The organism is Streptomyces sp. NPDC014861 (genome assembly GCF_043081625.1).
In the GTDB taxonomy this organism is placed as follows: domain Bacteria; phylum Actinomycetota; class Actinomycetes; order Streptomycetales; family Streptomycetaceae; genus Streptomyces.
This window is the reverse complement of sequence record NZ_JBIBWV010000015.1, coordinates 79,953-104,952: the sequence shown is the minus strand read 5'-3', so window position 1 is coordinate 104,952 and position 25,000 is coordinate 79,953. Positions and strand designations below refer to the sequence as shown.

Below are 25,000 nucleotides of genomic sequence, written 5' to 3'. Positions count from 1 at the left end.
CCGCCTCGCGGCGGCCGGGGCCCGGTCGTGCGGTCAGGGCGCCCAGGGCGCCTCCAGGGACCAGCTGCTGTCGGCGGTCAGGGTCTGCGGACGGTCGGCGCCGCCGCTCCCGGCACCCGAGGCCAGGTACACCGCGGAGTCGAAGTGGCGGAGGAACGAACCGGGGACGTTCAGCGACTCGAAGGTGACCCCGGTGCCGCCGAGTCCCGGCCGGGCGCACCAGGTGGCGTCCTCGCGGAAGAGGGCGGTTCCGTCGGAGGGAGCGTTGCGGACCCGGCTCGCGGCGTGCCGGAGGAACTGGCCGGGGTAGTTCACGGACTCGAAGGAGTAGCACGAGGAGTCGGCGAGGCCGCGCCGCACGGTGTAGGTGGCGTCCTGCTTGAGCAGGGCGCCGCTGCCCGCGTTCACGATCTCGGTCCAGGCGAGGCTGTCGGCGTGCCGCAGGTAGCGGTCGGTGTGCCCCCAGGTGGTGACGCGCAGGGAGCGGCGTACGTCGGTGGGGAGGAGGACGGAGCTGCGCCAGAGCGCGGGCCCGTCGGTGCTCCAGGTCGCGTCGGCGGCGAAGGAGGAGGCGGTGTCCCAGGGGTTGGGTCCGCCGCTGCGGGCGAGGTGGACGGCGTCGGCGTAGTGGCGGAGGTAGGAGCCGGGGAAGTTCAGCGACTCGTACGAGGTGCCGCCGGCCGCGAGACCGGGGCGCGCGCACCAGGTGGCGTCGGCGGCGAAGGTGCCGCCGCCGGAGGTGTCGACGCGGGCCCGGCCGCCGGCGTGGCGGAGGTAGCGGCCCGGGAGGTTGACGGATTCGAAGGAGAGGCAGCGCGGGTCGGCGAGGCCCGGGACGGTGCGGAAGGAGGCGTCCTGGCGGGCGCCGTCCGCGGAGGCGGAGGTGAGGACGTCGGTGCGGGCGAGGGAGTCGGCGTGGCGGAGGTGGCGGGTGGTGTGGCCGGGGGTGGTGACCCGGAAGGAGCGGACGTGGCCGAGGGTGTGGACCGGGGTGGCGTTGAGGTTGCGGGAGGCCGCGACGAGGCCGGCGTGGGCGGCGCGGAGCCGAGCGGTGTCGACCTTCTGGATCCTGCGGTCGTAGGTGAGGAGGCCGTTGTACTCGCCCTCGACGTCGGTGATCTCGGTGTAGACGTAGGCGGAGACGCCCTTGGTGGTCATCAGGCGCTGGACGTCGCGGACCATGCCGGTGTAGCGGTCGTCGAGCTGGGCCGCGCTGCCGACCTGCTCGTAGGCGAAGAACTGGCCGTTGGGGCTGTATTCGTGGCCGGGGGTGCGCAGGCCGATGCCGCCGAACTCGCCGAGGACGGAGATCCGGGTGGCGGAGGGGCGGGGGGCGTCGGGGCCGGTGTAGACGTGCCAGTCGATCATGTCACCGGTGCCGGGGTCGCCCTTGGAGGCGCAGCAGTTGTAGCCGCTGTGGGCGTTCATGAGGCGTGCGGGGTCCTGGTTCTCCAGGGCGGTGGTGATCCTGCGGGTGTCGTCCAGGTTCCATTCGCCCCAGCCCTCGTTGAAGGGGACGTAGGCGACGACGGCAGGGGAGAAGCGGTGTTCGTCGATGATCTCGCGCGCCTCGGTCTCGAACTGCGCGATCTGGGCGGGGGTGCGGGTGGCGTCGAAGGCCTGGGTGGAGGGGATGTCCTGCCACACGAGCAGCCCGAGGCGGTCGGCGTGGTAGTACCAGCGGGCGGGTTCGACCTTGATGTGCTTGCGGACCATGTTGAAGCCGAGGTCCTTGTGCTTGACGAGGTCGGAGGCGAGGGCGGCGTCGGTGGGCGCGGTGTAGAGGCCGTCGGGCCAGAAGCCCTGGTCGAGGGTGCCGATCTGGAAGACGAACTCGCCGTTGCGGGTGGGTCGCAGGACGCCGTCGACGAGCTTGGTGCCGACCTCGCGCATGCCGAAGTAGCTGGTGACGGTGTCGACGGCGGCGCCGGTGGCGTCGCGGAGGGTGACCCGGAGGTCGTACAGGAAGGGGTCGTCCGGCGACCAGAGGCGGGCGTTCGGGACGGGGACGGCGAACTCGGTGAAGCCGCCGTTGGCGGTGGAGACCACCTGGCCGCCGCTCAGGGCCTCGGCGCGGACGGTGTGACCGGTGGTGGAGCCGCGGGTGAAGACCTTCACGCGGGCGGTGCCGGCGGCGAGGTCGGGGCGGATGTCGACGGAGTAGATCGAGGTGACGGGGGTGGGTTCCAGCCAGACGGACTGCCAGATGCCGCTGGTGGAAGTGTAGAAGATGCCGCTGGGGTTGGTGGTCTGCTTGCCGACCGCCTGCTTCTCGCCGCGGGCGTCGGTGGGGTCGTAGACGCGGACGACGATCTCGTTGGCGGCACCGGCGCGCAGCTGCGGGGTGATGTCGACCTCGAAGCGGTCGTAGCCGCCCTTGTGGCTGGTGACGCGGGTGCCGTTGACCCAGACGGTGGACTCGAAGTCGACGGCTCCGAAGTGCAGTTGGACGCGTCGGCCGTTCCAGTCCGGCGGGACGGTGAAGGTGCGGCGGTAGAACATCAGGTCCCGGTCGTCGTTGCGCATGATGCCGGAGAGCGCGGACTCGACGGGGTACGGGACGAGGATGCGTTCGGGCAGGGTCCGGCCGAGCGGGGGCGCGGCCTCGCGGTCGACGTTGCCGGCGGCGTCGGTGGGCGGGTTGAGGAACTCCCACTCCCCGTTGAGGGACATCCAGTCGGGCCGCGTCATCTGGGGGCGCGGGTACTCGGGCAGCGGGTTCGTGGTGGACACCTGACCGGTCCACGGGGTGGTCAGGGGCGGCGTCTTGGGGACGACGGCGGCGGACGCGGCGGTGGTGGCGGCGAGGACGAGGCCTCCGGCCGTCATCAGCAGGGCCGCGAGAAAGGCGACGATGCGTCGCATCGAACTCCTCCTGGGCAGGACGGCGCCCGGAGTCCCCCGCGCGCCGGGGCCGTGAGGCGGCGACGTCGGGAGGTCCGTGCGGAGTTGGCGAGCGGCTCGTGCGGGGGGCGAATGCCCCGCGTCTCGGAGGACCGAGGTGCCGGGGAACCTAACACGGAACATGTATCAACGGAATCCCCCCGGGAAGTCCATGGAATCCAACATTTATCGTCAGCCAAGCGGGGCGAACCCGCCCGCAGTCATTGACATGCCCATTTCATATAGCGATGCTTCCCTGCGGGATTACATCGTTGTACAACGCGCCGATCCGCTCACGGGAGCAACCATGAAGCGTGCCCGACGGTGGCCCGGGATGCCCGTCACCCTGGTCCTGACCCTGCTCCTCACCCTGCTCGCCGCCGCGATGGCGACCACCGCGGCCACCCCCGCCGCCGCGGAGCAGACACCGCTGCGGGCCGCCGACCCCAGCGTGCTCCGGGTCGGCTCCACGTACATCGCCGTCCAGGCGACGGGCGGCTCGATCGTCGTCCGCCAGGCCGACACGACCGCCGGACTCGCCACCGCCCCCGAACGCGCGGTGTGGACCGACACCGGAGGACTCGGCGAGGTCTGGGCCCCGGAGATCGTCCGTGACGGCGGCCGGTACTACGTCTACTTCGCCGCCGGCAAGGGCGCCGCGCACCGCATGTACGTGATCAGCTCGGCCGCGCCCGACAGCGGCTACACCCCCGCCACCCGGCTCGCCCTCCCCGACGACAAGTGGGCCATCGACGGGACGCTCTTCACCTTCGGCGGGCAGCGCTGGTTCGTCTGGTCCGGCTGGGCCGGCGACACGGACGTCGAGCAGAACCTCTACATCGCCCGCATGAGCGGCCCGACCACCCCCACCGGCGCCCGGTACGTCATCTCCCAGCCGCGCGAACCCTGGGAGCGGGTCGTCGGCCATCCGTACATCAACGAGGGCCCCGAACCCATCAAGGACCCCGCCGGGCAGCTGCACGTCGTCTACTCCGCCAACGGCAGCTGGAGCGACAGCTACTGCCTGGCCGACCTGCGGCTGCGGGCCGGCGGCGACCCCACCCACGTGTGGGACTGGTACAAGTCCAACGGCTGCCTCTTCGGCTCGCACCGCGACACCATGATGGCCGGCTGGGACCCCACCCTGTCCGTCGACGGTCCCGGGCACCACACCTTCGTCCTGCTCGACGGGGACATCGCCACCAGCCCGCCGGCCGGCCCGAGGTTCCCGCTCATGTTCCACGCCGTACGCAAGGGCACCCCGTACGCCTGGGAGAACCGCTACTGGCACACCGGCACCTTCTGCTGGTGGGGCGACACCACCTACCGCCGCGCGAACGTCCCCGGGCCGACCTCCGACACCGGGTGGAGCCTGAAGTTCTTCGAGTAGTCCCGGCCCGCGCCGGCCGAGGTCCCGACGCCTCGCGGGCGGCGCAGCGCCGGACCGTCAGGACGGCGGCGCGGTGCTGCCGCGCACCACGAGACGGGTGGCGAGCTCGACCCGCAGGTTCTCCACGCGCTCGCCGTCGATGATCCTCAGCAGCGTCTGGGCCGCCATGGCAGCCATGTCGAAGAGCGGCTGGCGGACCGTGGTGAGCGGGGGGTGCGTCCAGCGCGCCACCGGCAGGTCGTCGAAGCCGACGACGCCGATGTCCTCCGGGATCCGCAGCCCCCGCCCGCGCAGCTCCTCGTACGCGCCGAGGGCCTGGAGGTCGCTGGCCGCGAAGATCGCGGTGGGCGGCGGCTCCCCCACCGCCTCCAGCGCGTCGAGCAGCCGCGCGGTCTCGCGGCGCCCCGAGGCGTCGTTGAACTCTCCGTGCCGTACGAAGCCCTCAGGCACGGGCAGTTCGGCCCCCTCCATCGTCGCCCGGTAGCCGTCGGCACGGGCCCGGCTGCACAACAGCTGCCGGGGCCCGGCGAGATGGGCGATCCGGGTGTGACCGAGGGCGATCAGGTGCTCGGTGGCCGCCACCGCCCCGGCCCAGTTGGTGGCACCGACCGTCGGCACCAGCGCGTCGGCCTGTCCGACCGGGTCGAGGAGGACGAACGGCACGTCCATCGCGGCGAGCCTGCGCCGCTGCTGCTGGGTCAGGTCGGAGACGACGAGGATGGCGCCGTTGCTGCGGCGGGCCGCGAGCTGTTCGATCCACTCGCGGGTGTCGGCGCTGCGCCCGTGGACGGCGGAGAGCACCATGCTCGCGCCGGCCTCGTGCAGCACCTCGTCCACGCCGCGCACGATCTCGACCGACCAGAGGCTGTCCAGTTCGTTGAGGACCAGGTCGACGACGCTGCCCCGGCGGCGGGCCGGACGCCGCCGGTAGCCGAGGGCGTCCGCCACCTCCTCGACGCGTCCCTTGGTGTCGGCCGAGATGTCGGCGCGCCCGTTCAGCACCTTGGAGACCGTGGAGACGGAGACCCCTGCCTCGGCCGCGACCATGTGCAGGGTGACCTTGCCGCCCGGGGCGTCGGTCCGCTCCTCCGTCATGCCCTGCCTTCCGCTCGTGGGGTGGGGGTGTCCGCCGGCTGTGCTCCCGAAGCCTAACGGGCGGTGCCACAGCCCTCCGCCGGTGTCCGCACAGGTCACGCCCACTCCCGGTGGACGGGTGCGGTGAAGTCGGCCGGCGCCCGCCCACCGGTGAGGTCCTGGGCGCACAGCCCGGCGAAGGCGCCGGTGAAGCCCCACGCCGTGTAGTGACCCGTCGCGGGATCGCCCCGGGTGGCGCCCTCGTCGGAGAGCGGAGACACGTCCAGGGCCTCCCCGAGCGGCCGCCACCGCGCGTCTCCGGCGCGCTCCCCCGCCGTGCCGTCCCCACCGTCCCGGCCGTCCTGGCGCCAGGAGAACCGGCCCTCGGCCCCCCGGACGGCGAGCCGCAGCTCCACCGGCCCGTCGCCGACCGGCAGGGGCGCGGCGGGCTCGGCGTACCGGCCGTGCTCGCACACTCCGAGCCTGAGCACGCGGCCCAGCTCCTCGTCCCGGGTGAGATGGGCGTAGTGCCAGAGCGTGGTGTTGTAGTAGTGGACCAGGCCCGCCATCGCCAGCGGCGATCCGGGGCGGAAGTCGAGCCGTACGGAGAAGTCGCCGTGGGCGGCCCGGCGGCGGCGGGCGACGAGGCTCTGCCCGTGCGTGGAGCCGAGCGACTGACCGCCGTACAGCCGGACTCCGCCGGGCAGCGGCGCCAGCCACCCGGGATCGGGGTGGCGGCGGAGGGCCGACCACGGCGGCGCGAGCCGCGCGGAGTCCGCCGAGACGACCTGCTCCGCACCGTCGGGCGCGGCCGGGGCGGGTGCCGGAGACGCGGACGGGGGTACGGGCGCGGGCGCCGGCGGCGACGGGCGGGCGGGTGCCGGGGCCCGGACGACGGTGCGGGGCAGGGCCTCGCCGCCCGGGACCGGGGCGGCGCCCGCGAGCCGGGGCCAGCCGTCCGGGGTCCACTCCACCCTCTGGAGCGCGGTCTCGCGCCCGAGGACGCAGGCGCCGCGAGGGGTCAGCGGGCGGGCGGTCAGATGGGCGAGGTACCACTCCCCCGCGGGGGTCTCGACGAGGCTGCCGTGGCCCGCCTTCTGGAGCGGGGCCTCGGGGTGGTGCCGGGAGGTGAGGAGAGGGCCTGCGGGGTCGGCCTCGTACGGGCCGGTGAGCGAGCGGGAGCGGGCGACGGTCACGGCGTGGTCCCAGGAGGTGCCGCCCTCGGCGGTGACGAGGTAGTGCCAGCGGCCCCGGCGGTAGAGGTGCGGGCCCTCGGTGTGGGCGAGGGCGGTGCCGGTGAAGACGCGGTGCACGGAGCCGGTGACCGTGCTCCGGGCGCGGTCCCATTCCTGGACGAGGATCCCCGCGAAGGGGTGGCGGCCCGGCCGGTGGTCCCACTCCATCCACACCGCCCAGCTGCGTCCGTCGCCGTCCGGCCCGTCGTCGTGGAAGAGGGAGGGGTCGAAGCCGTGCGAGGGGAAGGGGACGGGGTCGGACCAGGGTCCGGCGAGGGAGGGGGCGGTGGTGACACGGTTGCGGACGTCCTTGAAGGCGCCGGCGAGATTGGTGACGTCGCTGTAGACCAGGTGGAAGAGGCCGTCGGTGTGGGAGAGGCAGGGCGCCCACACGCCACCGGAGTCGGGGCGGCCCGCCAGGTCGAGCAGCCGGTCCTCCTGGAGGAGTCCGCCGAGCGGGGTCCAGCGGACGAGGTCGCGGGAGTGGTGGAGGGTCACGCCGGGCGTCCACTCGAAGGTGGAGGTGGCGATGTAGTAGTCGTCGCCGACACGGAGGATCGACGGGTCGGGGTGGAACCCGGGCAGCACGGGATTGACGAGGACGGAGTCCTCGGGGGCGGTGGGGCGTCGGGGGGCGGGGAGAGGGTCGGGGAGGGGGACGGGGGTGCCGAGGACGGGCCCGGAGGTCATGTGCTCCTGCTTTCGGAAGGGGTCAGCCCTTGACGGCGCCGGCCATCACGCCGGAGACGATGCGGCGGGCGAGCACCGTGAAGGCGACGAGGACGGGGAGGGCCGAGACGACGACGCCGGCGAGCATGAGGGTGTAGTCGGTGTAGTAGCCGGCGGCGAGCTGGTTCAGCGCGATCTGGACGGTGCCGTTCTCCGGCGGCAGGGCGATCAGCGGCCAGAAGTAGTCGTTCCAGGCGAACATGAAGGTGAAGAGGCCGAGCACGGTGGCGGTGGTGCGGACGCCGGGGACGACGACGTGCCAGTACGTGCGGAGCAGCCCGGCGCCGTCGACGCGGGCGGCCTCGACGAGTTCGTCGGGGATGTTCTCCTCGACGGCCTGCCGCATCCAGAAGACGCCGACCGCGGAGACCAGCGCGGGCACGATCAGCGCCGACAGCTTCCCGTACATCCCGAGGTCGGTGACGAGGATGTACAGCGGGATGACGCCCAGCTGGGTCGGGACCATCAGGGTCACCACGACGCAGCCGAGCAGGAAGTCCCTTCCCCGGAAGCGGAGTTTGGCGAAGGCGAAGCCGGCGAGCGAGGACAGCAGCACGTTGGAGACGGCGGTGGTTCCGGCGACGAGGAGGGAGTTGCCCAGTGCCTGCCAGAAGGCGGACAGCTCGAAGACGCGCTGGATGTTCTCGATCAGGTGCCCGCCGGGCACGAGCGACGGGGTCGCGCCGGCGAGGACCGAGTTGTCGTCGTGGGAGGCGACGACGAAGCTCCAGTACAGCGGGAAGACGGAGGCGGCGGTGACGGCGGCCAGGAGCGTGTAGGCGAGCGGGCCGGCCGCGTCGAGACGCCGGGCACGGCGCGGGACCGCACGGTAGGGGCCGCCCGGTGCGCGGGGTGGGCGCGGGCGGATCCGGGTGGGCGGTGCGGTGGCGGCCATGGGTGTCCTCCGTGACGGGGCGGGCGGAGCGGGGTGGGACGGAGCGGGCGCGGACGGTTCAGGGGCGGCGCGGGCGGCGGGCGAGCAGGAGGTTCACGGCCGCCACGACGGCGATGACGAGGAAGAGCACCCAGGAGACGGCGGAGGCGTAGCCGGCGTCGTTGTTGATGAAGCCGTACTTGTAGAGCATCAGCGTCAGTGTCTGGAACTGGTGTTCCGCGCCGCCCTCCGCGTTGCCCTGCTGGTCGAAGAGGAAGGGTTCGGCGAAGAGCTGGAGGCCGCCGATGGTGGAGATGACGACGGTGAACAGGAGCGTCGGCCGGATGGCGGGCAGGGTGACCTTGCGGAAGGTGAGGAGGCGGGAGGCGCCGTCGATCGCGGCGGACTCGTACAGCTCGCGGGGGACGGCCTGCATGGCGGCGAGGTAGATGAGGGCGTTGTAGCCGGTCCATCGCCACATGACCATGAAGCTGATGGCCAGGTGCGAACTCCAGGTGTCGGCGGTCCAGTCGACGGGCGCGTCGATGAGGCCGAGCCCTTGGAGGGCCCAGTTGACGACGCCGTAGTCCCGGCCGAAGAGCTGGGAGAAGACCAGGGCGACGGCGACGACGGAGACGTACTGCGGGACGAGGACGAGAGCGCGCCAGACGGTACGGGCCCGCAGGTGGCGGTCGAGCAGCCAGGCGACGCCGAGGGCGGCGAGGAGCTGGGGGACGGTGGAGAGCAGGAAGATGCTGAGGGTGTTGAAGAGGGCGGTGAAGAAGTCGGTGTCGCCGAGCAGCCGCCGGAAGTTGTCCAGGCCCACCCACTCCCCCTGCCCGGCGAGGCGGTCCCAGTCGTGCAGCGAGACCCAGAAGGTCTGCAGCAGCGGGTAGGCGCCGAAGACGGCGAAGAGGAGGAAGAAGGGGGCGACGAAGAGGTACGGGAGCGCGTTCCGGCCCGGTCGCCGGGACGGGCGCGGGCTCGGCGCGCCCGGTCGGGCGGTCGGGAGCGGGCGGGTCTGGACCGCCATGGGGGTCTCCGGGGAGGTGGGTGGGAGGGAAGGAGGGACGGCGTGCGCGCGGGCCGGGTGGGTCGGGGGGGTGCCGGCCCGCCGTGAGCGGCGTGGTGGTGCGGCGGGCCGGCGGTCGGGGGACCCGGCTCTCCCCGGTCGTGCCGGGTCGGGTGGTGTCGGGGCACGTGGTGTCGGGTTGGGGCGCGTGCGCGTCAGGGCGGTTGACGCCGGGGCGGTCGCCTCGGAGCCGCCCGCGTCAGGACCGTGGTGTCAGCGAAGGTTCTTGGCGGCCTCGGCGAGCGCCTTGTCCCAGGCCGCGGCGGGGTCGGCCTTGCGCTGCTCGACGAGCTGGAGGGCGTTGCCGAAGGGGATGCGGACCTGCTGGTCCTTCGTGCCCCGGTAGTTGGGCTTCAGGGACTTGGCCGAGGAGGCGAAGATCTCGCCGGTGGGGGCCTGGGAGAACCAGTCCTGCGTGGCCCCCTTGACGTCGGGGTCCTCCAGCACGGGGACCAGGGAGGGCAGCGCGCCGACCGGACTGGTGAAGATCTTCTTCTGGGAGGCGGCCGAGGTGAGGAAGTCGGCCAGCTCGGCCGCCTCCTTCACGTGCTTGCCCTGCTTGGGCACGGTGAGGAAGGAGCCGCCCCAGTTGCCTCCGCCACCCGGGACGGAGGCGATGTCCCAGGTCCCGGCGGCGGACTCGCCGGCGGCGGTCTTGATGAGCCCGGTCATCCAGGCCGGGCAGGTCATCGTCGCCATCCTGCCGAGCTTGATGCCGGTGTTCCACTGCTGGGAGAAGGGCTGAAGGTTGGCGGACTGGCCGGTGGCGGTGGCCTGCGCGGTGGCGGTGAAGAACTCCTTCACCTTGGGGTTGGAGTCACCGATGTACCGGTCGTCCGCGTCGAAGAAGCCGAACTCGGTCTGGTTCATCATGGCCGTGAAGATGTTGCCCGAACTGTCGAACCAGGCCTTGTCCTTCACCTTGGCGCGGAACTTCTCGCCGGTGGCGAAGTAGGCCTCCCAGGTGGGCCAGAGCGCGGACACGGCGGCGCGGTCGGTGGGGAGGCCGGCCTGCGCGAAGAGGTCCTTGCGGTAGCAGACGGCGAGGCTGCCGACATCGGTGCCGTACCCCATGACGAAGTCGGAGGTGCCGAGGGTGGCCTGCTGCCACTTCCAGTCGAGGTACTCGCCCCGGCGTTCGTTCGCCCCGTGGTCGGCGAGGTTGGTGAACTTGTCCTTCACCGCGCGGAACTTGGGGAGGTAGCCCTCCTCGATGGCGACCACGTCGGCGGCCCCGCTGCCGGAGGCGATCTGGGTCGACAGCTGGTTGTGGTGCTGGTCGAACTGGGAGATGCGCTCCTTGATCACCACGTTCGGGTGGGTCCGCCGGTACTCCTCGATCAGCGGCTTGTAGCCGAAGTCGCTGAAGGTCGCGACGGTGAGCGTGATCGTTCCGTCCGCCGCCCCTCCCCCGCCGCCGCAGGCGGAGAGGGCGACGAGCGAGGCGGTGGCGGCGAGCGCGCCGAGGGTTCTGCGGGCACGGGAACGGCCCATGGTGATCCTCCGGGAAGAGGGCGACGGGTGGGTGCCACCAAGGTCGGGGACGACCGAAAACACTGTCAAGGTTTTCGCGAAAACTTCCGACAGAAGATCTGAGTCATCCTCAACCAGCCTTACCGAACTGCGACTTCCTCGCGAAACTTTTCGCTGGACCGCGCCGTTGACCTGCTGCGCGGTACGAAAAGCGCGCGGGCCGTTGACCCGCCCCTGCCTGGACCCCACCATGCGACCGCCACCGGCTCCCATGCCGCCGGCCCTCTCCCTTCCCCGACTCCGGAGGCCTCCGCATGCCCCGCCCCGCACCCCCGCTCCGACGCGCCCTCGGCACCGCCGCCGCGGCCGTCGCCGCCCTCCTCGCCTTCACCGCCCTGCCCACCCCCGCCGGCGCCGCCACCTCCGCGGCACCGCCCGGCCTTCCGCCGGCCGGGAAGGTCAGCCTGGTCCTGGGCCAGGACAGCGACACCCTCGGGGACTACCGCCGGGACGTCCTCGGCGACGCGTCCCTCGGCGCCCCCGCGCCCGGGGCGGTGACCCTCTACACCAATCTCGTCCTCGGTGGCTCGCCCGCGCCGCTCGCGGGGATGACCGGCCCCGCGAACTGGGGTGCGGGGACAGTGGACTTCGCCCGCACCCTGGCCGACTACCCCACCTCCTCGCTCGCCGTGGGCCTCTACCTGTCCGACGCCACCTCGGGCTGCGGCAACCAGCCGCTGCGCGCGATCATCGGCCGCCAGGACGCCGACGTCACCGCCGGGAACCCGAACCTCATCAGCCAGTACCGGGCCAAGGTCGACGAGATGATCAACCGGTTCAAGGCGTACGACAGGGACGTACTGCTCCGCATCGGCTACGAGTTCGACGGTCCCTGGAACTGCTACAGCGCGGACTTCTACAAGCAGGCGTTCCGCTACATCAAGGGCAGGATCGACGCCCTCGGCGCCACCCGGATCGCCACGGTCTGGCAGAGCGCGGCCTGGCCCGTCAACACCCACCCGGACCACCCGGAGTGGAACTACGTCGTCACCGACCCGGCCCACCTCGACGACTGGTACCCGGGCGACGCCTACGTGGACTGGGTCGGACTCTCCTCGTTCTACAACTCCCGCTCCGTGAGCACCCAGTGGGGCTGCGGGTCCTTCGACACCGACCCGGTCGGCCTGCAGAACCGCATCCTCGACTTCGCCCGCGCCCACGGCAAGCCCGCGATGGTCGCCGAGGCCGCCCCGCAGGGCGCGCGGACCGGCGCGAAGACCAGCAGCTGCATCTTCCGCAACAGCCCGACGGCCACCAGCGGGCAGGCCATCTGGGACGGCTGGCACGCGGGCTACTTCGACTGGGTCGACCGCAACAAGGACGTCATCCGCGCCGCCGCGTACATCAACACGAACTGGGACGCGCAGACGCAGTGGCAGTGCGCGGCGGGGGCCCAGGCCGGCGGCCCCGGCTGCGCCAACGGCAACTGGGGCGACTCCCGGGTCCAGGCCGACCCGACGGTGCTGAGCCGCTTCTTGTCCGAGATCAGGAAGCCGCTGTGGACCAACGGCACCACCGGTCCGACGCCGACCCCGACACCCACCCCCACGCCGACCCCGACCGGCACCCCCACGCCGACCCCGACCCCGACCCCGACCCCGACGACTCCGGGACCGCAGGGATACACCCAGGGCGTCACCGGCTCCGCCTCGGACGCCACGCTCTGGTTCGCCCCGCAGGGCTTCCAGGCCACGTTCGTCACGGTCCAGTACCGCGTCGACGGCGGCTCACCGCAGAACCACTTCCTCGCGTACGACTCCGCCGACCGGCGCTGGGAGCTGTCCCTGCGGGTCCCGGCCGGCGCCACCGTCTCGTACTTCCTCCACTACCAGCCCTCGACCCAGACCAGCCAGCTCACCACCCCTTCCTTCACCTGGCGCGCCGTCTGATCCGGCCGTCCCCGGGGCCGGGTGGCGCACCGGATGCGCCACCCGGCCCCCTGCCCCCGCACGCACCCCTCTCCCCCGCCCCTCCCTCGACGGAAGCAGCCACGATGCAGCACCCACGTCGCCCGAGGATCGCCGCCCGGCTCCTCGCCACCCTGGCCGCCCTGGCCCTGGCCGCGTTCGCGGCCCTGCCCGCGGGCCCGGCCTCCGCCCGTATCGACGACTCCCCCCGCACCACGTCCGCCGCCGCGGCGCCCGAGCTGCTGATCGGCCAGTCCACCCGGACCGCCTGGGACGACTTCCAGAGCTACGGGCAGGGCGCCGACGGCGGTTCGGTCTACTACGAGCTGCGCCGCGGCGACTGGGTGGGCGACAACCACCGCGCCTATGCGACGATGCTGGCCCAGCAGGGCGGGACCGTGCAGGTCGGGATCAGCTGGAAGGACAATCCGCCCGGCTTCACCGGCGGCGACGAGAGCGCCAAGGCGGCCCGCTCCCGCGCGGTCACCGCCGAGATCGCCTCGGGTGGACACACCGCCGCCCTCGACCGGCTGCTCGCCTTCACCGACGCGTACCCGGCCGCCCGGTTCAAGCTCCGACTCGACTACGAGGTCAGCTCCTTCTACCACTGCGCGGACGCGGCCTGCTCCTCGTACAAGAACGCCTTCAACCGGCTGGCCGCCCACCTGGACGCCCGCTCCCGCGCGCACAACCTGGAATACGTGTTCCACCCGGTCCGGGGCGAGTACGAGGCGATGTACCCCGGAGACGCGGCCGTCGACTGGATGGGCGTGTCCGTCTTCGCGCACGAGTTGTGCCTGCCGATCCACGACCGCGGGTACCTCTACAACGGCACCCCGCCGCAGAACTACGACATCGCCGCGAGCCAGTGCCGGAACGCGTACATCGGCACGGACGCGCACGGCAATCCGGCGGCGGTCTGGCGGAACTTCGACCACGACGGCAACGTCCTGAAGCTGGTGAAGTTCGCCCGCGACCACGGCAAGCCGGTCGTGCTGTCCGAGGCCGGCCTGATGAACTTCACGGCGGACGGCACGACCACCGACGGGATCGAGCAGGTCCGCGCCGAGCAGTGGGTGAACCGACTCTTCTCCCTCATGAACTACCGGGGACCGATCCCGAACCTGCCCGGCGAACACGACCTGCGGGGCGTGATCCGCTCCGTGGTATACATCGGCCTCGACTTCCGCTACGGCTGGGACGGCATCGAGGACGGCAGCTTCGACTTCCCGCCGGACACCACGTGGTTCGTCGACGGCCGGCTCTCGCGGTACGGCCCGGCCCGAGCGGCTTTCTGCCGGGGGTTGGCCGCGAACGGCTTCACCGCCCGCTGCCGCTGACGCGCCGTCCTCCGAGCCCGGTGGACATCGCTCCCCACCGCCACGCCGGGGGCGCGCCGAGGCCGCGCATCCCTCCGTGCCCAAGCACCGGAAGAGGGGGCGTACGGGGGGGGGATCGACGGGACGAGGTGGCTGGGCGATGACCACGGACGCGACGGGCGGCGAGCTCGGGAACAGCGGCACCGGACCGCCCCGTGGCGGCGAGGGGTCATGGCGGGTGGCGCCCGACCCCGGGCGTCCCGACGGACGGACCTGCGGTCATCTCCCGGACGTCAGGCGGCCGGCCGATCCGCCCGGTGGCGGCTGCGAGGAGTGCGCGGCCTCGGGCGGGGCGTGGGCGAGGCTGCGGTGGTGCGCGACGTGCGGACACGTCGGCTGCTGCGACAGCTCCCGGGGGCGCCACGCCTACGCCCACCACGCGGCCTCGGGACACCCGGTCGCCCTCTCCCTCGACCCCGAGGAGAAGTGGGGCTGGTGCTACGCGGACGAACTCTTCCTGATCGAGGATCCTCGGCCTCGTACCGGTCGAGGATCCTCAGCCCGGGACTGACCGAGGCTCCCCGGCCCCAGAGACCCCGGGTGTCTCAGAGTCCTCCGCCGACGCGGAACGCGAACAGCAGCGCCACCATGACGGAGCCGAGGGCGATCAGGGACACCCACACCATCGGGTGCTCCCAGATGCCCCCGTCCGGTCGCTCCTGATGCGCCGATGACGTGGAACCCTCGGCCGGGGGTGTCTCCCCGGGCGGTACGGGTGCGGGTACGGGTGCCGGCTTGTCGCTCATGACGCCTCCCGGGTCTGGACACCGTCAAGACCGTTCCCCTCCACGGTCTCGCCGGCCCCGTCGCCCTACAAGTCGCGTCGTTCGTGCAGCGAAACCGGATCGCGCCTCGACGGCGACGGGCCGGGGGTCCTCATCCGGTGCCGGCCCCGAGGTCCGCCAGGACCTCGCGGGCGGCGCGTGCCCCGGAGGCGAGAGCGCCCTGGAGCGAGCCCGTCGCCCGGTGATCGCCGCAGACGTAGCGGCCAGGGGCGAAGCGCGTGCCACGGGACAGGGCCAGGGGCGGGGGCATCGCGGGAAGGGCGTCGCGCACCGTGACGCGGTGCACCGGTTCCCAGGTGGACACGTCCGCTCCGTACGCCTCGCCGAGAGCCGTCTCCACCTCCGCCACCTCGTCGGGTCCCGGGGAACCGAGGACGGACGTCGAGACGAGCGCCCGGCCGTCGTCGGCGAACCCGGGGTGGACCTCCGTGAGGACGCAGGAGTTGAGGAACCGGCGCCGCTCGTCGACGACGAGGGTCGGCTCGGCCAGGGGGGACCGCGTGACCGCGTGGTAGAGCGTGGTCACCGTCCGGCCGCGCGGTACGTCGAGGCCGGGGAGCAGGGCGGCCGCGGCTCCCTGGCCGGTGGCGACGACGACGGTGCGGACCGGCAGCTCGCCGCCCTCGGCGAGGGCGACTCCGTCGGGGGTCAGCGAGGCGACGCGTACACCGGTGCGCAGGACGCTGTTGGGGAGCCGCGCGGCGAGCTGGGCCGGGATCGCGCCGATGCCTCCGGCCGGCAGGCACAGCGTGCCCCGCAGCATGCTGCGCCAGACGAGGTGGAAGAAGCGCGCCGAGGTCTCCAGGTCGTCCTCCAGGAAGACCCCGGAGAGGAAGGGCCGGAGGACGCTCTCGACGAGTTCGGCGGAGAGACCGGCGTCGGCGAGCGCGGTCGCCGTCGTCGCGTCCGGCCGGCGTCGCAGCCACGCGGTGGGCGCCAGCATGTCCCGTGCCGACAGCAGGCCGAGGGCGGTCAGGTCGCGGGCCGACGCACCCTCGACCGGCAGCAGTCCGCCGTGCCCCCGGCGCCGGCTGGGGTCCGTGAAGCGGCGGGGCCCGTCGGAGGTGTGCACCAGCATGCCCGCGGTGAACGGCCGCAGCCTGAGCGCCTTGAGGTCGAGACGCCGTTTGACCTGCGGGTAGGAGGTGTTGAACACCTGGAAGCCCCGGTCGAGGGTGAATCCGCCGATCCGGTCGGTCCGCATCCGCCCGCCCACGACGTCCTCGGCCTCCAGCAGGCGCACCCGCAGCCCCGCGGCGAGGAGGTCGGCGGCGCACGCGAGGCCGGACGCACCGGCACCGACGATCACCACGTCCAGATCCGCGTCCGGGTCCCCGCCCGGGTTCGTGCCTTCGCCGACGGTCCCGCGCATCGCCGTCACCGCTCCTCGGTTCCGTTCCACCCATTGGCCGACCGGGGCCACGTTACGCCGAGCGGCCGCCTCGTCGCGGGAGGACGCGACCGGGGCCGGGGCCCTCCGGTTCCGGTCGCCGCCCGGGAGGCGGTGGCGCATCCGGGAGGGGCCGGGCCGCCGAAGGAGAGACGCAGTCCTCCAGCGAAGGAGCGGGGCCATGGGTGTCGTCGGAGCCGGGGTTCTCGTGGTCGGCGCGACCGGTGCCATCGGCGGGCTGGCCGCCGGGCAGCTGACCGAGCGCGGCATCGCCACCGCTCTGGCCGGCCGGGACCGTCACCGGCTGGAGAAGCGTGCCGCGGCGCTCGGCGGGCGGCCCCGGCGTGTTTTCGACGCGTACGACCTGAACGGCTGCGCCCGGCTGGCCCCTTGGGCCGCGGGCGTGCTCGGCGGACTCGACGCGGTGGTGGTCGCCGTGGGCGTGGCTGGCTTCGGATCCGTGGCGGAGGTCTCGGACGCGTCGGCCGAGCATCTCCTCACCGTGAACGCCCTGGCGCCGATGGCGGTCGTCAGGGGCTCCCTGGGCGTGCTCTCCCCGGGCGGCGTCGTGGCCGTGGTGACGGGCGAGATCGTGGACCGCCCGGCGCGGGGCATGGGCGACTACGCGGCGGCGAAGTCGGCCCTCGCCGCCTGGCTCGGGGTGGCCGGGCGCGAGGTCCGCCGTGAAGCCCTCCAGGTGATGGACGTGCGCATGCCCCATCTGGACACCGGTTTCGCCGCCCGCGCGGTGGTGGGCACGGTCCCGGCGCTCGGCCCCGGGGCGGACCCGGCGGAAGCCGTGCGCGAGCATCTGGTCGTCCCCGTCCTCGACGCCTTGGACCGCCGCTGAGCCGTCCGGCCGGAACCGGCGCCGCCATGGCGCCGATGCCGCTTCAGACCGTCCCGGCCTCCCCTTCCCCGGCCTCCCGTCCCCCGGCTTCCCCTTCTACCGGTTCCCCGTCCGGGGGCGGGGTCACCAGCAGTGCGGCGACGAGTTCCGTCGTACGGCGGTGCCAGTCGGCCGCACCGAGGAGCATCGCGTGTCCCCCGCGCCCCATGACGATTCCCTCGGCGTGGGCACCCGCCGCGTTCGCGCGCCGGACGAGGTCCCAGGTCGCCGACGCCGAGGTGACCCGGTCGGCCTCGTCGTGCAGCAGATGGATACGCCGGCCGGCGAGGTGCCCGACGGGCTCGCCGGGCGGACACCAGGGCGCCAGGCCGACCACTCCGCGGACCGCCGGATGCCCCGCCGCGCGCAGGGCGGCCCGGGCCCCCATCGAATGCCCGACGAGGACGACCGGGACGTCCCCCGCCGTCCGCGCCAGCGCCGCGAGCGCGGCCTCGGCGTCCCTGGCCGCGTCGGCACGCGGGCCGTTCCAGCCCCGGTGGCGGTACCGGACGAGCGCGACGAGCACGTCCCGGTCGGCGAGCGTCCGCCTGAGCCGGGCCGCGAACGGGCGCATGCGCAGCGCCGGGAGATTGACCGGGGGCGGCGGCTCCAGGCCTTCGGAACGGCCGCCGTGCAGCAGGAGTACGGCGGCGGCGGGGACCGCCGGCGCGTTCAGGACGTCCAGCGGGTCCCCTTCGCTCCGGCGGGCGCCCTGGACCGGGGAGCTCACAGGGGCTCCGTCCGGCTCGTCGCGCGGCGGGGCGGGCGGGGGAAGAAGCCGCTCGTGCGGGCGGCGTAGTCCGACCAGCCGGGGCGGTCCGCCATGTGGGCGTCCAGCAGCCGCTTGCCGCTCCCCCAGATGAGGAGTCCGCTCATCACCAGGGGGGAGACGAGGGTGAGGACCGCGGTGGTCCAGCTCGCGCACGCCGTCAGGTAGAGGCCCCACCAGACCAGGAAGTCCCCGAAGTAGTTGGGGTGCCGGGTCCAGCTCCAGAGGCCCTGATCCATGACGCGCCCGCGGTGGGCGGGGTCGGCCTTGAAGCGGGCCAGCTGATGGTCGCCCACGGCCTCGAAGGCCAGGCCGACGGCCCACAGCACCAGTCCCGCGACCAGGAGGACGTCCACTCCCTCGGGGAGGTAGGCGGCGGCCTGGACGGGGAGCGAGACGAGCCAGACCAGGCCCCCTTGGAGGAGGTAGACCTTGCGCAGCGCGTAGAGGGCGGGGCTGCCCGGGGCCTTGGCGAGCATCCGCGCGTAGCGGGGGTCCTCGCCGTGGCCGCGTCCCCTCCGGGCGATGTGGACCGCGAGCCGCAGGCCCCAGAGGCAGGTCGCGAGGGTGACGACGAGTCGCCGGGTGTCGTCCCCGTACCCGGCGGAGAGCGCCCAGGTGACGAGCGCGACGGCGGCGAAGGCGAGACCCCAGGCGACGTCGACGATCCGGTGGACGCCTTGCCTCAGGCCCACGGCGAAGGTGACCAGCATGACCGCGAGGGCCGCGCCCGCCGAGGCGGCCAGGTTGACCGCGAAGGCCGATCCGTTCACCGGGGACCCTCCCCGTCCTCGCCGGTGGCGACCAGCCGCAGCTGCCTGACGTCGAGGTAGCGCGCGCGGAACCCGGCTTCCGAGTAGGCGAGATACAGCTCCCACATGCGGCGGAAGGTCCGGTCGAAGCCGAGTGCGTCGACCGCGTCCGGGTCGTCGACGAAGCGTTCGCGCCAGAGGCGGAGCGTTTCGGCGTAGTGGTCCCCGAATCCGTCGTCGTGCGTGATGTCCAGGCCGGCGGCGGCGCTCTCGCGGGCGAGGGCGTCCGGCGAGGGGATCAGGCCGCCGGGGAAGACGTACTTGCTGATCCAGGTGTGCGTGCGGGCGGTGGCGAGCATCCGGTCGTGCGGCATCGTGATGGCCTGGAGGGCCACGCGACCGCCGGGGGCGAGGAGGCCGCGCAGGGCGGTGAAATAGGCGGGCCAGAACTCCGCCCCGACCGCCTCGATCATCTCGACGCTGACCACGGCGTCGTACCGGCCCTCGACCTCGCGGTAGTCGCGCAGTTCGACGGCGACCCGCCCGGCCACCCCCGCTTCGGCGATCCGCCGCAGCGCGAGGTCGCGCTGCTCCCGGGAGAGCGTGACGGTCAGGACGTCGGCGCCGCGCGCGGCGGCCCGGATCGCGAGTTCGCCCCAGCCGGTGCCGATCTCCAGGAGCCGGGTGCCGGGGCCGACGCCCGCGAGGTCGAGCAGCCGGTCGATCTTGGCGTGCTGCGCCGCCGTCAGCGCGTCCGGTGTCGCGGGGAGGGTGTCGAAGAGCGCCGAGGAGTAGGTCAGGCTCGGGTCCAGGAAGAGCGTGAACAGGTCGTTCGACAGGTCGTAGTGCCGCTGGATGTTGTCGCGCGCGCCCTCGATGGTGCTGCGGTCCCGGAGCGGCCTGCGGTGTGCCCAGAGCCCGCGGAGACGGCGCAGCGGGGCCGGTACGAGGTCGTCGACGTGGGTGGCGAGCACGGTGAGCAGGCCGACGAGGTCGTCGCTGTCCCATTCGCCCGCCATGTAGGACTCGCCGAAGCCGATGAGGCCGTCGGCACCGATCCGGCGGTGGAAGGCCGCGGGGTCGTGGAGGGTGAGGGTGGGCGCGCCGTCCCGGAGCGCTGCCGGCTCTCCGGGGCGGGGGGCCGCGGGCCGGGGCACGCTCCCCGCTCCGTCGCCGTGCCGTATCCGCAGGGGCAGCCGGGTCAGCGCCCCTTCGACGATGCGTCGGGCGATGGCCGTGCGCAGGGCGGAGGCGCGCGGCAGGCGGGCGACGTCGGGCCAGCGCTCCGGGTCGGCGGGCGGGCGCGGGCCCACGATGCGGACGGAGGTGTCCGGCGAGGTGGAGAGTGTCACAGCATGCCTTCTCGGGTGGACGGCGCGGGGCGCGGGCGGACGGGGAGTCCCTTGAGGTACAGGCGGATTCCGTGCCGGCGGATGCCGGCGCTGACGGCCGCGGTGGACCAGGGGTGGCGGAGCGCCGCGGTCAGCAGACCGCGCGGGTCGGCGGGTCGGTGCCGGCCCCGGACGGTGGCGGTGAACGGCCGGCTCCCGTCCCCGAGCCGCAGCTGGACGGTGAGGTCGAGGCGGTCCCCGGGGAGCGGCAGCCGCATCCGGTAGGAGCCTTCGACGTCGAAGAACGGGGAGACGTAGAAGTCCTTCTCGACGTCGGCGCGTCCTTCGTCGTCGGGGCGCAGCAGATAGCAGTGGCGGCCGCCGTACGTGTTGTGCACCTCGGCGACGACGCAGACCGGGCGTCCGGCCCTGTCGTGGCACCAGTACACCGTGAGCGGGTTGAACACGTAGCCGAGGACGCGGGCGTGGGCCAGCATGAGGACGCGGCCGTCGGCGTTCCGTACGCCGTGGGACGCGAGGTAGGCGTCGAGGCCGGCGCGGATGGTGGGGGCTCGGCCGCCGAAGTGGTCGCGGGCGTCGAACCGGGCGAGGGGGCGCAGGAGGCGGGGCAGCGAGGGCAGGGCGTCGAGGTCGACGAGCCAGAGGTAGGTGCGCTGGCGCAGCGAGTGGCGTACCGGCTGGACACGCGCGTGGGCGACCTCGCAGGTGTAGAGCGCGGGTGTCGCGGGAGTGGCGTCGGCGGACATCACCAGTCCACCCCCAGGGTCCGGGCGGCCTCGACGCCGGAGCGGCAGCCGTCCTCGTGGAAGCCCCAGCCGTGGTAGGCGCCGGCGAAGGCGGTGACGGAGGTGGCGAGGCCGGGGAGTTCGCGCTGGGCCGCGACCGATCCGGGGGTGTAGACGGGATGCTCGTACACCATCCGGGCGAGGACGGTGCTCTCGTCGACGCGCCGGCCGGGGTTCAGGGTGACGAGGTGCGGTTCGGGGACGGCGAGGCGCTGGAGGCGGTTCATGTCGTAGCTCACCCGCACGCTTCCGGGGCGGGCCGCGCAGGACGGGAGCCAGTAGTTCCAGGAGGCCCGCGCGTGGGGCGAGCGGGGCAGCACGGACTCGTCCCGGTGCAGCACCGTCGGGTTGCGGGAGTAGGTGAAGGCTCCGAGGACGCGCCGCTCGTCGGGCGTGGCGTCCGCGAGCATCCGCAGCGCCTGGTCGGGGTGGACGGCGACGACGACGGCCGCGTGCGTCTCGGAGCGGCCGTCCTCGGTGGTCACGCGCGCGTGGTCGGGGCCGCGCTCGATCGACCGCACGGGGGTGGAGGTGCGGACGGAGGCGAGGTGCTTGGCGACCTTGTCCACGTACGCCGACGAGCCTCCGGTCACGGTCTTCCACTGGGGCGAACCCGTGACGGAGAGCAGCCCGTGGTGGTCGAGGAAGCGGAAGAGGTACGCCGCCGGGTACTGCAGGGCGGTGTCCGGGGCGCAGGACCAGACGGAGGAGACGAGCGGGACGGCGAAGTGGCCCACGAAGTACGGGGAGAACCCGCCGCGCCGCAGGAAGGTCCCGAGCGTCCTGGTGTCGTCCCCGGAGGCCAGCAGCCGCCGCGCGGCGCGGTGGAAGCGCGGTACGTCGGCGAGCATCCGCAGATGGCGGGGGCGGCGCAGGTTCCCGCCGCTCAGCAGCCCTCGGGGGCCGCGGGCGCCCGCGTATTCGAGGCCGCAGCCGTCGCACCGTACGGACATGCTCATCTCGGAGTCCTGGGTGGCGACCCCGAGCTCGCGGAAGAGCCTCAGCAGGTTCGGGTAGGTGCGCTCGTTGTGCACGATGAAGCCGGTGTCCACGCGTACGGTGCCGCCCGCCCCGGTCGGGAGCTCGTGGGTGTGCGCGTGGCCCCCGAGCCGGGAGTCGGCTTCGTACAGGACCACGTCGTGCGACCGCGACAGCACGTACCCGGCGGTCAGTCCCGCCACTCCCGATCCGATCACCGCGACACTGCGCCGGTTCATGTCTGCCCCCTCGTGTACGTCGGTTTCCGCCCGCGCGGCTCGCCGTCTCTGTCTCTTCGGTGCCGAGGCCCTCGCGGATGGGTGCGGGGGCCTTCGCCCGCCGACGACTCCTCCGGCCCGGTCCCGCGGGCCGTCCGGGACGCCGCCGGCTCTCGTCACCGCGAGGGGCGGGCACCGACCGGGCGAGTGCGCCCGGCCCCCTCAGGATCGAGCGAACGGGAGCCCCGGCTCAAGACGCATCGTTTGCGCATCGATGTCGTGCCGGTATCGCCTCGTCCGCACGGCGTTCCGCCCGCGAGGGGAGAGGAGGCGCTCACACGCGCTGGTCTCGGGGCCGGGCCGTGGCGGGTCGGGCGGATCAGTCCGACCGCGCCGCCTGCCACGTCCAGGACTCCCGGTGCGGGAGGCCGTCCAGCTCTCCCCGGCCGGTGCACCAGAGCAGTACGGCGGCGGGGTCTCCGTCCGGGGCGTCAGGGAAGAGGCGGTCGAGCACGGCGGCGCTCAACGCCGCCGGAGGGCGCCAGTCCACGGACAGCCCCCGCGTGATGTCGTGGGTGTGCAGCAGGATCTCGGCGACGCCCATCGCCGCGAACCCCTCGGGATCGCAGGGACCCCAGTGCCAGGCGCGCAGGGCCGGGTCGGCCGACGCCAGCGCGGCGCCAAGCAGCCGGGCGCACGCGGTGACGGTCCGGAGGACCTCGGCGGGGGTGGCGGTGGGGTGGACGTTCAGGTCCATCGGCAGGTAGGAGTCGGTGGGCTGTGCCGCCAGTTGGCCCGCGTAGGCCAGGAGGTCGTGCCCGACGTGCGCCGCCGTCCGCCGGCAGGTCCAGGTGAGCGAACCCGCCCGTACGGTCCAGTCCTCGCCGGTCAGCGGGTCGAGAACGCGCAGCATCTCCGCCAGCGCGGCGTCGACGTCCTGATGGTCCATGCCGGGATCCTTCCCCTCCGCGCCGCGACCGGACCGTCTGTCTTTCTGTCTTTCTTTCTGTCTTTCTTCCTGTCTGCCTGTCCGTCCGTCCGTCCGGGTGTGGTCCCCACGCTGTCATGCTGCACCTCAGCCTCACCCTGAAGTTCAGGGTGAGGCTGAGACGGTGAGGGAGCTGGGGCCGGCACCGACGCCGGCACCGGCACCGCGCTTCGAGGGGCCGTCGGCGTATGGCGCCCTCTCGCCGAACCGGTGGACGAAGTCGTTGGTTCCGTATCCGGTGCCGGGTGAACTCGTTGCAGGGTTCATGAAGAAGGTCTCCACCGCTACGACTCCCGCCCCTGTCGGTACGCCGCGGGGGCGGACGATCCCCGCCATGCGAGGCGACGTGCGCGAGGGAAGGGATCTGCTGGCCTGGGGCCTGGACACGGTCCGTCCCACGCTGGAGAAGATCCTCGCGGAGCTGCCCGGCGAGGTGGCGCCACTCGCCAGGTACTGCAACGGCTTCCAGCACGCCGACGGCACGCCGATCGACCCGCCCAGAACCGGGAAGTGGCTCCGGCCGACCCTGGTCCTGCTGGCCGCCGGCGCGGCGGGCGGCGACCCCGGCGAGGTGCTGCGGATCGCCGCCGCGACGGAGCTGATGCAGGCCTCGTCGCTCCTGCACGACGACATCGCGGACGACGACCGGGCCCGGCACGGGCTGCCCGCGGCCTGGGTCGCGTTCGGGACCGGGCCGGCTCTCTTCCTCGGGAACATCCTCGCCGCCAAGGCCCTGGAGGTCGTGGCCGAGGAGTCCGGGACCGCCCCCGCGCTGCTGCCGCTGGCGATCCGGGCACTCGTCGAGCTGAACGTCGGGCAGACCCGCGACTGCCTGCTGGAGCGACGCGAACCCGGTGACGTCTCCCTGCGGGAGTACGAGGAACTGTGCACGGGCAAGACGGACAACCTCGTGCGCTTCGCCCTGGTCTGCGGTGCCACGCTCGGCGGCGCGAGCGACCAGGCGATCGACGCGCTGCGCAGGGCCGGCCTGCACGCCGCGCTCGCCGGGCAGGCCGGCAACGACATGGGCAACGTCTGGAACGACGGCATCGCGACCGGGAAGACCCCGCTGACCGATCTCCTGACCGGAAAGCACACCCTGCCCGTCATCCTCGGCCTGCGGACCGCCCCCGGCCCGCTGCGGGACTCCCTCCGCACCGCGCTCCGCGACGCGGTGGGCGATCCGGAGGCGGCACACGACGCCGCCGCACTCCTCGAACGCGCCGGCGGCCGCACCGCGGTCGAGGACTACCGTGCCCGCCATCTCGCCCAGGCCCAGACCGCGCTGGCCCGCGCGGACCTGCCCGGACGGCGCTCCAAGGCCGAACTCGCCTCACTGATCGACTACGTCGTCACCCACACCCGCTGACCTCACCGGACCGCGGCCTTGCCGCACATCGTCTCGTCTCGACCGGCGGCGCATCAGGCCCCGGGGCCGGGCGCGGAGGCCCGAGGGGATCGGTCCCGCCTGTCGATGGACTCCCCGACCTCTTGGATGGCGCCGCGGATCAGGTCTCCGTAGGGGTCCTGGGGAAGGCTGGGAGCGTGCTCCCTGGCCGCGTCGATGTGCGCGGTGGCGGCTTCGAAGGAGCCGAGCCGGCGGTAGTCGTCTGCGAGGTTGAGGTGCAGGGACGGGTAGAAGCCCGCGATGCGGAGACCGGCGTGGTGCTCCCGGACGCGCAGGTCGGTCACGGCGTCGGCGGCGTCCAGGGCCCGGATGTCCCAGGCGAGGGCCTGGGCGGGGTCCTCGTAGAGGTCTGCGAGGTAGTGGGCCAGCGAGCAGCGGTGCAGCGGGTCGCCCGTGACGCCGATCCCGGACCACAGGCCCAGCAGTTCACGGCGGGCCGAGGCGATGTCACCGGTCCTGGCCCGGACGACGGCGTGCCCGATGGCTTCCATGGTCGGGTCGGCGGCGGGTGCGGCGGGTGTGGCGGTCATGGTTGGCTCCTCGTCGTCCTTCTCAGGCGGATCGTTCAGGCGGACGGCTCAGGCGAAGTCGTCGGGCGGATGGCTCGGGC

At 73.3% G+C, this 25,000-nt stretch carries 20 protein-coding genes and 2 pseudogenes; 6 read left to right on the top strand and 16 right to left on the bottom strand.

Annotated features, from left to right (window positions below; genetic code table 11):
• Positions 1-33: 33 nt before the first annotated feature.
• Positions 34-468, bottom strand: a pseudogene (locus tag ACF1BN_RS26020) (AbfB domain-containing protein); the annotation flags it as partial.
• A 60-nt stretch (positions 469-528) separates the two neighbouring features.
• Positions 529-2,865 (bottom strand): annotated as a pseudogene (locus ACF1BN_RS26015) (AbfB domain-containing protein); the annotation flags it as partial.
• 325 nt (positions 2,866-3,190) lie between these two features.
• Here ACF1BN_RS26015 and ACF1BN_RS26010 point away from each other — a divergent pair.
• Positions 3,191-4,273: a glycoside hydrolase family 43 protein gene (locus ACF1BN_RS26010; protein ID WP_392334013.1), complete on the top strand. Its 1,083-nt coding sequence runs from the start codon at positions 3,191-3,193 to the stop codon at positions 4,271-4,273.
• A gap of 57 nt (positions 4,274-4,330) precedes the next feature.
• Here the strand turns inward: ACF1BN_RS26010 and ACF1BN_RS26005 are convergent, their stop codons facing one another.
• The 5 genes from ACF1BN_RS26005 to ACF1BN_RS25985 form a co-directional block, all read right to left on the bottom strand.
• Entirely contained in the window at positions 4,331-5,368 is a 1,038-nt protein-coding gene (locus ACF1BN_RS26005; protein ID WP_392334012.1) for a LacI family DNA-binding transcriptional regulator, read from the bottom strand.
• 95 nt (positions 5,369-5,463) lie between these two features.
• The gene (locus tag ACF1BN_RS26000) at positions 5,464-7,272 is read right to left on the bottom strand and encodes a glycoside hydrolase family 43 protein (protein ID WP_392334011.1); all 1,809 of its coding nucleotides are present in this window, start codon (positions 7,270-7,272) and stop codon (positions 5,464-5,466) included.
• A 22-nt stretch (positions 7,273-7,294) separates the two neighbouring features.
• Entirely contained in the window at positions 7,295-8,206 is a 912-nt protein-coding gene (locus ACF1BN_RS25995; RefSeq protein ID WP_392334010.1) for a carbohydrate ABC transporter permease, read from the bottom strand.
• 58 nt (positions 8,207-8,264) lie between these two features.
• Positions 8,265-9,218: a carbohydrate ABC transporter permease gene (locus ACF1BN_RS25990; protein ID WP_392334009.1), complete on the bottom strand. Its 954-nt coding sequence runs from the start codon at positions 9,216-9,218 to the stop codon at positions 8,265-8,267.
• A 252-nt stretch (positions 9,219-9,470) separates the two neighbouring features.
• A complete protein-coding gene (locus tag ACF1BN_RS25985) occupies positions 9,471-10,751 on the bottom strand; it encodes an extracellular solute-binding protein (protein WP_392334008.1) in 1,281 nt (426 codons plus the stop codon).
• Between the two features lie 293 nt (positions 10,752-11,044).
• Here ACF1BN_RS25985 and ACF1BN_RS25980 point away from each other — a divergent pair, with 293 nt between their 5' ends.
• The 3 genes from ACF1BN_RS25980 (at position 11,045) to ACF1BN_RS25970 (ending at position 14,587) form a co-directional block, all read left to right on the top strand.
• Positions 11,045-12,679 (top strand): endo-1,3-beta-xylanase, encoded by a 1,635-nt coding sequence (locus ACF1BN_RS25980; protein ID WP_392334007.1) that lies wholly within the window; start codon positions 11,045-11,047, stop codon positions 12,677-12,679.
• A gap of 104 nt (positions 12,680-12,783) precedes the next feature.
• Positions 12,784-14,037, top strand: coding sequence for a hypothetical protein (locus ACF1BN_RS25975; protein WP_392334006.1), 1,254 nt, complete (start codon positions 12,784-12,786; stop codon positions 14,035-14,037).
• Positions 14,038-14,176: 139 nt separating this feature from the next.
• On the top strand, positions 14,177-14,587 hold the full coding sequence (locus ACF1BN_RS25970) for a UBP-type zinc finger domain-containing protein (protein ID WP_392334005.1): 411 nt from the start codon (positions 14,177-14,179) through the stop codon (positions 14,585-14,587).
• Positions 14,588-14,621: 34 nt separating this feature from the next.
• On the opposite strand, the gene ACF1BN_RS25965 is transcribed toward ACF1BN_RS25970, so the two are convergent.
• A complete protein-coding gene (locus ACF1BN_RS25965; protein ID WP_392334004.1) occupies positions 14,622-14,822 on the bottom strand; it encodes a DUF6480 family protein in 201 nt (66 codons plus the stop codon).
• A gap of 130 nt (positions 14,823-14,952) precedes the next feature.
• On the bottom strand, positions 14,953-16,233 hold the full coding sequence (locus ACF1BN_RS25960) for an NAD(P)/FAD-dependent oxidoreductase (RefSeq protein ID WP_392334003.1): 1,281 nt from the start codon (positions 16,231-16,233) through the stop codon (positions 14,953-14,955).
• 199 nt (positions 16,234-16,432) lie between these two features.
• Between ACF1BN_RS25960 and ACF1BN_RS25955 the strand changes: the two genes are divergently transcribed.
• Entirely contained in the window at positions 16,433-17,101 is a 669-nt protein-coding gene (locus ACF1BN_RS25955; RefSeq protein WP_392334002.1) for an SDR family NAD(P)-dependent oxidoreductase, read from the top strand.
• 43 nt (positions 17,102-17,144) lie between these two features.
• Here ACF1BN_RS25955 and ACF1BN_RS25950 read toward each other — a convergent pair whose 3' ends face one another.
• The 6 genes from ACF1BN_RS25950 to ACF1BN_RS25925 form a co-directional block, all read right to left on the bottom strand.
• A complete protein-coding gene (locus ACF1BN_RS25950) occupies positions 17,145-17,870 on the bottom strand; it encodes an alpha/beta fold hydrolase (protein ID WP_392334001.1) in 726 nt (241 codons plus the stop codon).
• Positions 17,867-18,622: a DUF1295 domain-containing protein gene (locus tag ACF1BN_RS25945; protein WP_392334058.1), complete on the bottom strand. Its 756-nt coding sequence runs from the start codon at positions 18,620-18,622 to the stop codon at positions 17,867-17,869. The genes ACF1BN_RS25950 and ACF1BN_RS25945 overlap by 4 nt, the downstream gene beginning before the upstream one ends.
• A 56-nt stretch (positions 18,623-18,678) precedes the next feature.
• Complete coding sequence (locus ACF1BN_RS25940) at positions 18,679-20,013, bottom strand: class I SAM-dependent methyltransferase (RefSeq protein ID WP_392334000.1); 1,335 nt, start codon at positions 20,011-20,013, stop codon at positions 18,679-18,681.
• Positions 20,010-20,759 (bottom strand): DUF1365 domain-containing protein, encoded by a 750-nt coding sequence (locus tag ACF1BN_RS25935; protein WP_392333999.1) that lies wholly within the window; start codon positions 20,757-20,759, stop codon positions 20,010-20,012. The genes ACF1BN_RS25940 and ACF1BN_RS25935 overlap by 4 nt, the downstream gene beginning before the upstream one ends.
• A complete protein-coding gene (locus tag ACF1BN_RS25930; RefSeq protein ID WP_392333998.1) occupies positions 20,759-22,015 on the bottom strand; it encodes an NAD(P)/FAD-dependent oxidoreductase in 1,257 nt (418 codons plus the stop codon). Before ACF1BN_RS25930 ends, ACF1BN_RS25935 begins: the two co-directional genes overlap by 1 nt.
• A gap of 358 nt (positions 22,016-22,373) precedes the next feature.
• Positions 22,374-22,943: a maleylpyruvate isomerase N-terminal domain-containing protein gene (locus ACF1BN_RS25925; RefSeq protein WP_392333997.1), complete on the bottom strand. Its 570-nt coding sequence runs from the start codon at positions 22,941-22,943 to the stop codon at positions 22,374-22,376.
• A 373-nt stretch (positions 22,944-23,316) separates the two neighbouring features.
• Here ACF1BN_RS25925 and ACF1BN_RS25920 point away from each other — a divergent pair, with 373 nt between their 5' ends.
• On the top strand, positions 23,317-24,351 hold the full coding sequence (locus tag ACF1BN_RS25920) for a polyprenyl synthetase family protein (protein ID WP_392333996.1): 1,035 nt from the start codon (positions 23,317-23,319) through the stop codon (positions 24,349-24,351).
• 53 nt (positions 24,352-24,404) lie between these two features.
• On the opposite strand, the gene ACF1BN_RS25915 is transcribed toward ACF1BN_RS25920, so the two are convergent.
• Entirely contained in the window at positions 24,405-24,920 is a 516-nt protein-coding gene (locus ACF1BN_RS25915) for a hypothetical protein (RefSeq protein WP_392333995.1), read from the bottom strand.
• Positions 24,921-25,000 lie beyond the last annotated feature (80 nt).

Excerpts from the sequence above, each read along its gene's own strand:
- ACF1BN_RS25915 (WP_392333995.1), bottom strand. The coding sequence starts at position 24,920 with ATGACCGCCACACCCGCCGCACCCGCCGCCGACCCGACCATGGAAGCC.
- ACF1BN_RS25965 (WP_392334004.1), bottom strand. The coding sequence starts at position 14,822 with ATGAGCGACAAGCCGGCACCCGTACCCGCACCCGTACCGCCCGGGGAG.
- ACF1BN_RS25970 (WP_392334005.1), top strand. The coding sequence starts at position 14,177 with ATGACCACGGACGCGACGGGCGGCGAGCTCGGGAACAGCGGCACCGGA.
- ACF1BN_RS25995 (WP_392334010.1), bottom strand. The coding sequence starts at position 8,206 with ATGGCCGCCACCGCACCGCCCACCCGGATCCGCCCGCGCCCACCCCGC.
- ACF1BN_RS25925 (WP_392333997.1), bottom strand. The coding sequence starts at position 22,943 with ATGGACCATCAGGACGTCGACGCCGCGCTGGCGGAGATGCTGCGCGTT.
- ACF1BN_RS25920 (WP_392333996.1), top strand. The coding sequence starts at position 23,317 with ATGCGAGGCGACGTGCGCGAGGGAAGGGATCTGCTGGCCTGGGGCCTG.
- ACF1BN_RS25945 (WP_392334058.1), bottom strand. The coding sequence starts at position 18,622 with ATGCTGGTCACCTTCGCCGTGGGCCTGAGGCAAGGCGTCCACCGGATC.
- ACF1BN_RS26000 (WP_392334011.1), bottom strand. The coding sequence starts at position 7,272 with ATGACCTCCGGGCCCGTCCTCGGCACCCCCGTCCCCCTCCCCGACCCT.
- ACF1BN_RS25955 (WP_392334002.1), top strand. The coding sequence starts at position 16,433 with ATGGGTGTCGTCGGAGCCGGGGTTCTCGTGGTCGGCGCGACCGGTGCC.
- ACF1BN_RS26005 (WP_392334012.1), bottom strand. The coding sequence starts at position 5,368 with ATGACGGAGGAGCGGACCGACGCCCCGGGCGGCAAGGTCACCCTGCAC.
- ACF1BN_RS26010 (WP_392334013.1), top strand. The coding sequence starts at position 3,191 with ATGAAGCGTGCCCGACGGTGGCCCGGGATGCCCGTCACCCTGGTCCTG.
- ACF1BN_RS25930 (WP_392333998.1), bottom strand. The coding sequence starts at position 22,015 with ATGAACCGGCGCAGTGTCGCGGTGATCGGATCGGGAGTGGCGGGACTG.
- ACF1BN_RS25985 (WP_392334008.1), bottom strand. The coding sequence starts at position 10,751 with ATGGGCCGTTCCCGTGCCCGCAGAACCCTCGGCGCGCTCGCCGCCACC.
- ACF1BN_RS25990 (WP_392334009.1), bottom strand. The coding sequence starts at position 9,218 with ATGGCGGTCCAGACCCGCCCGCTCCCGACCGCCCGACCGGGCGCGCCG.
- ACF1BN_RS25935 (WP_392333999.1), bottom strand. The coding sequence starts at position 20,759 with ATGTCCGCCGACGCCACTCCCGCGACACCCGCGCTCTACACCTGCGAG.
- ACF1BN_RS25960 (WP_392334003.1), bottom strand. The coding sequence starts at position 16,233 with ATGCGCGGGACCGTCGGCGAAGGCACGAACCCGGGCGGGGACCCGGAC.
- ACF1BN_RS25980 (WP_392334007.1), top strand. The coding sequence starts at position 11,045 with ATGCCCCGCCCCGCACCCCCGCTCCGACGCGCCCTCGGCACCGCCGCC.
- ACF1BN_RS25975 (WP_392334006.1), top strand. The coding sequence starts at position 12,784 with ATGCAGCACCCACGTCGCCCGAGGATCGCCGCCCGGCTCCTCGCCACC.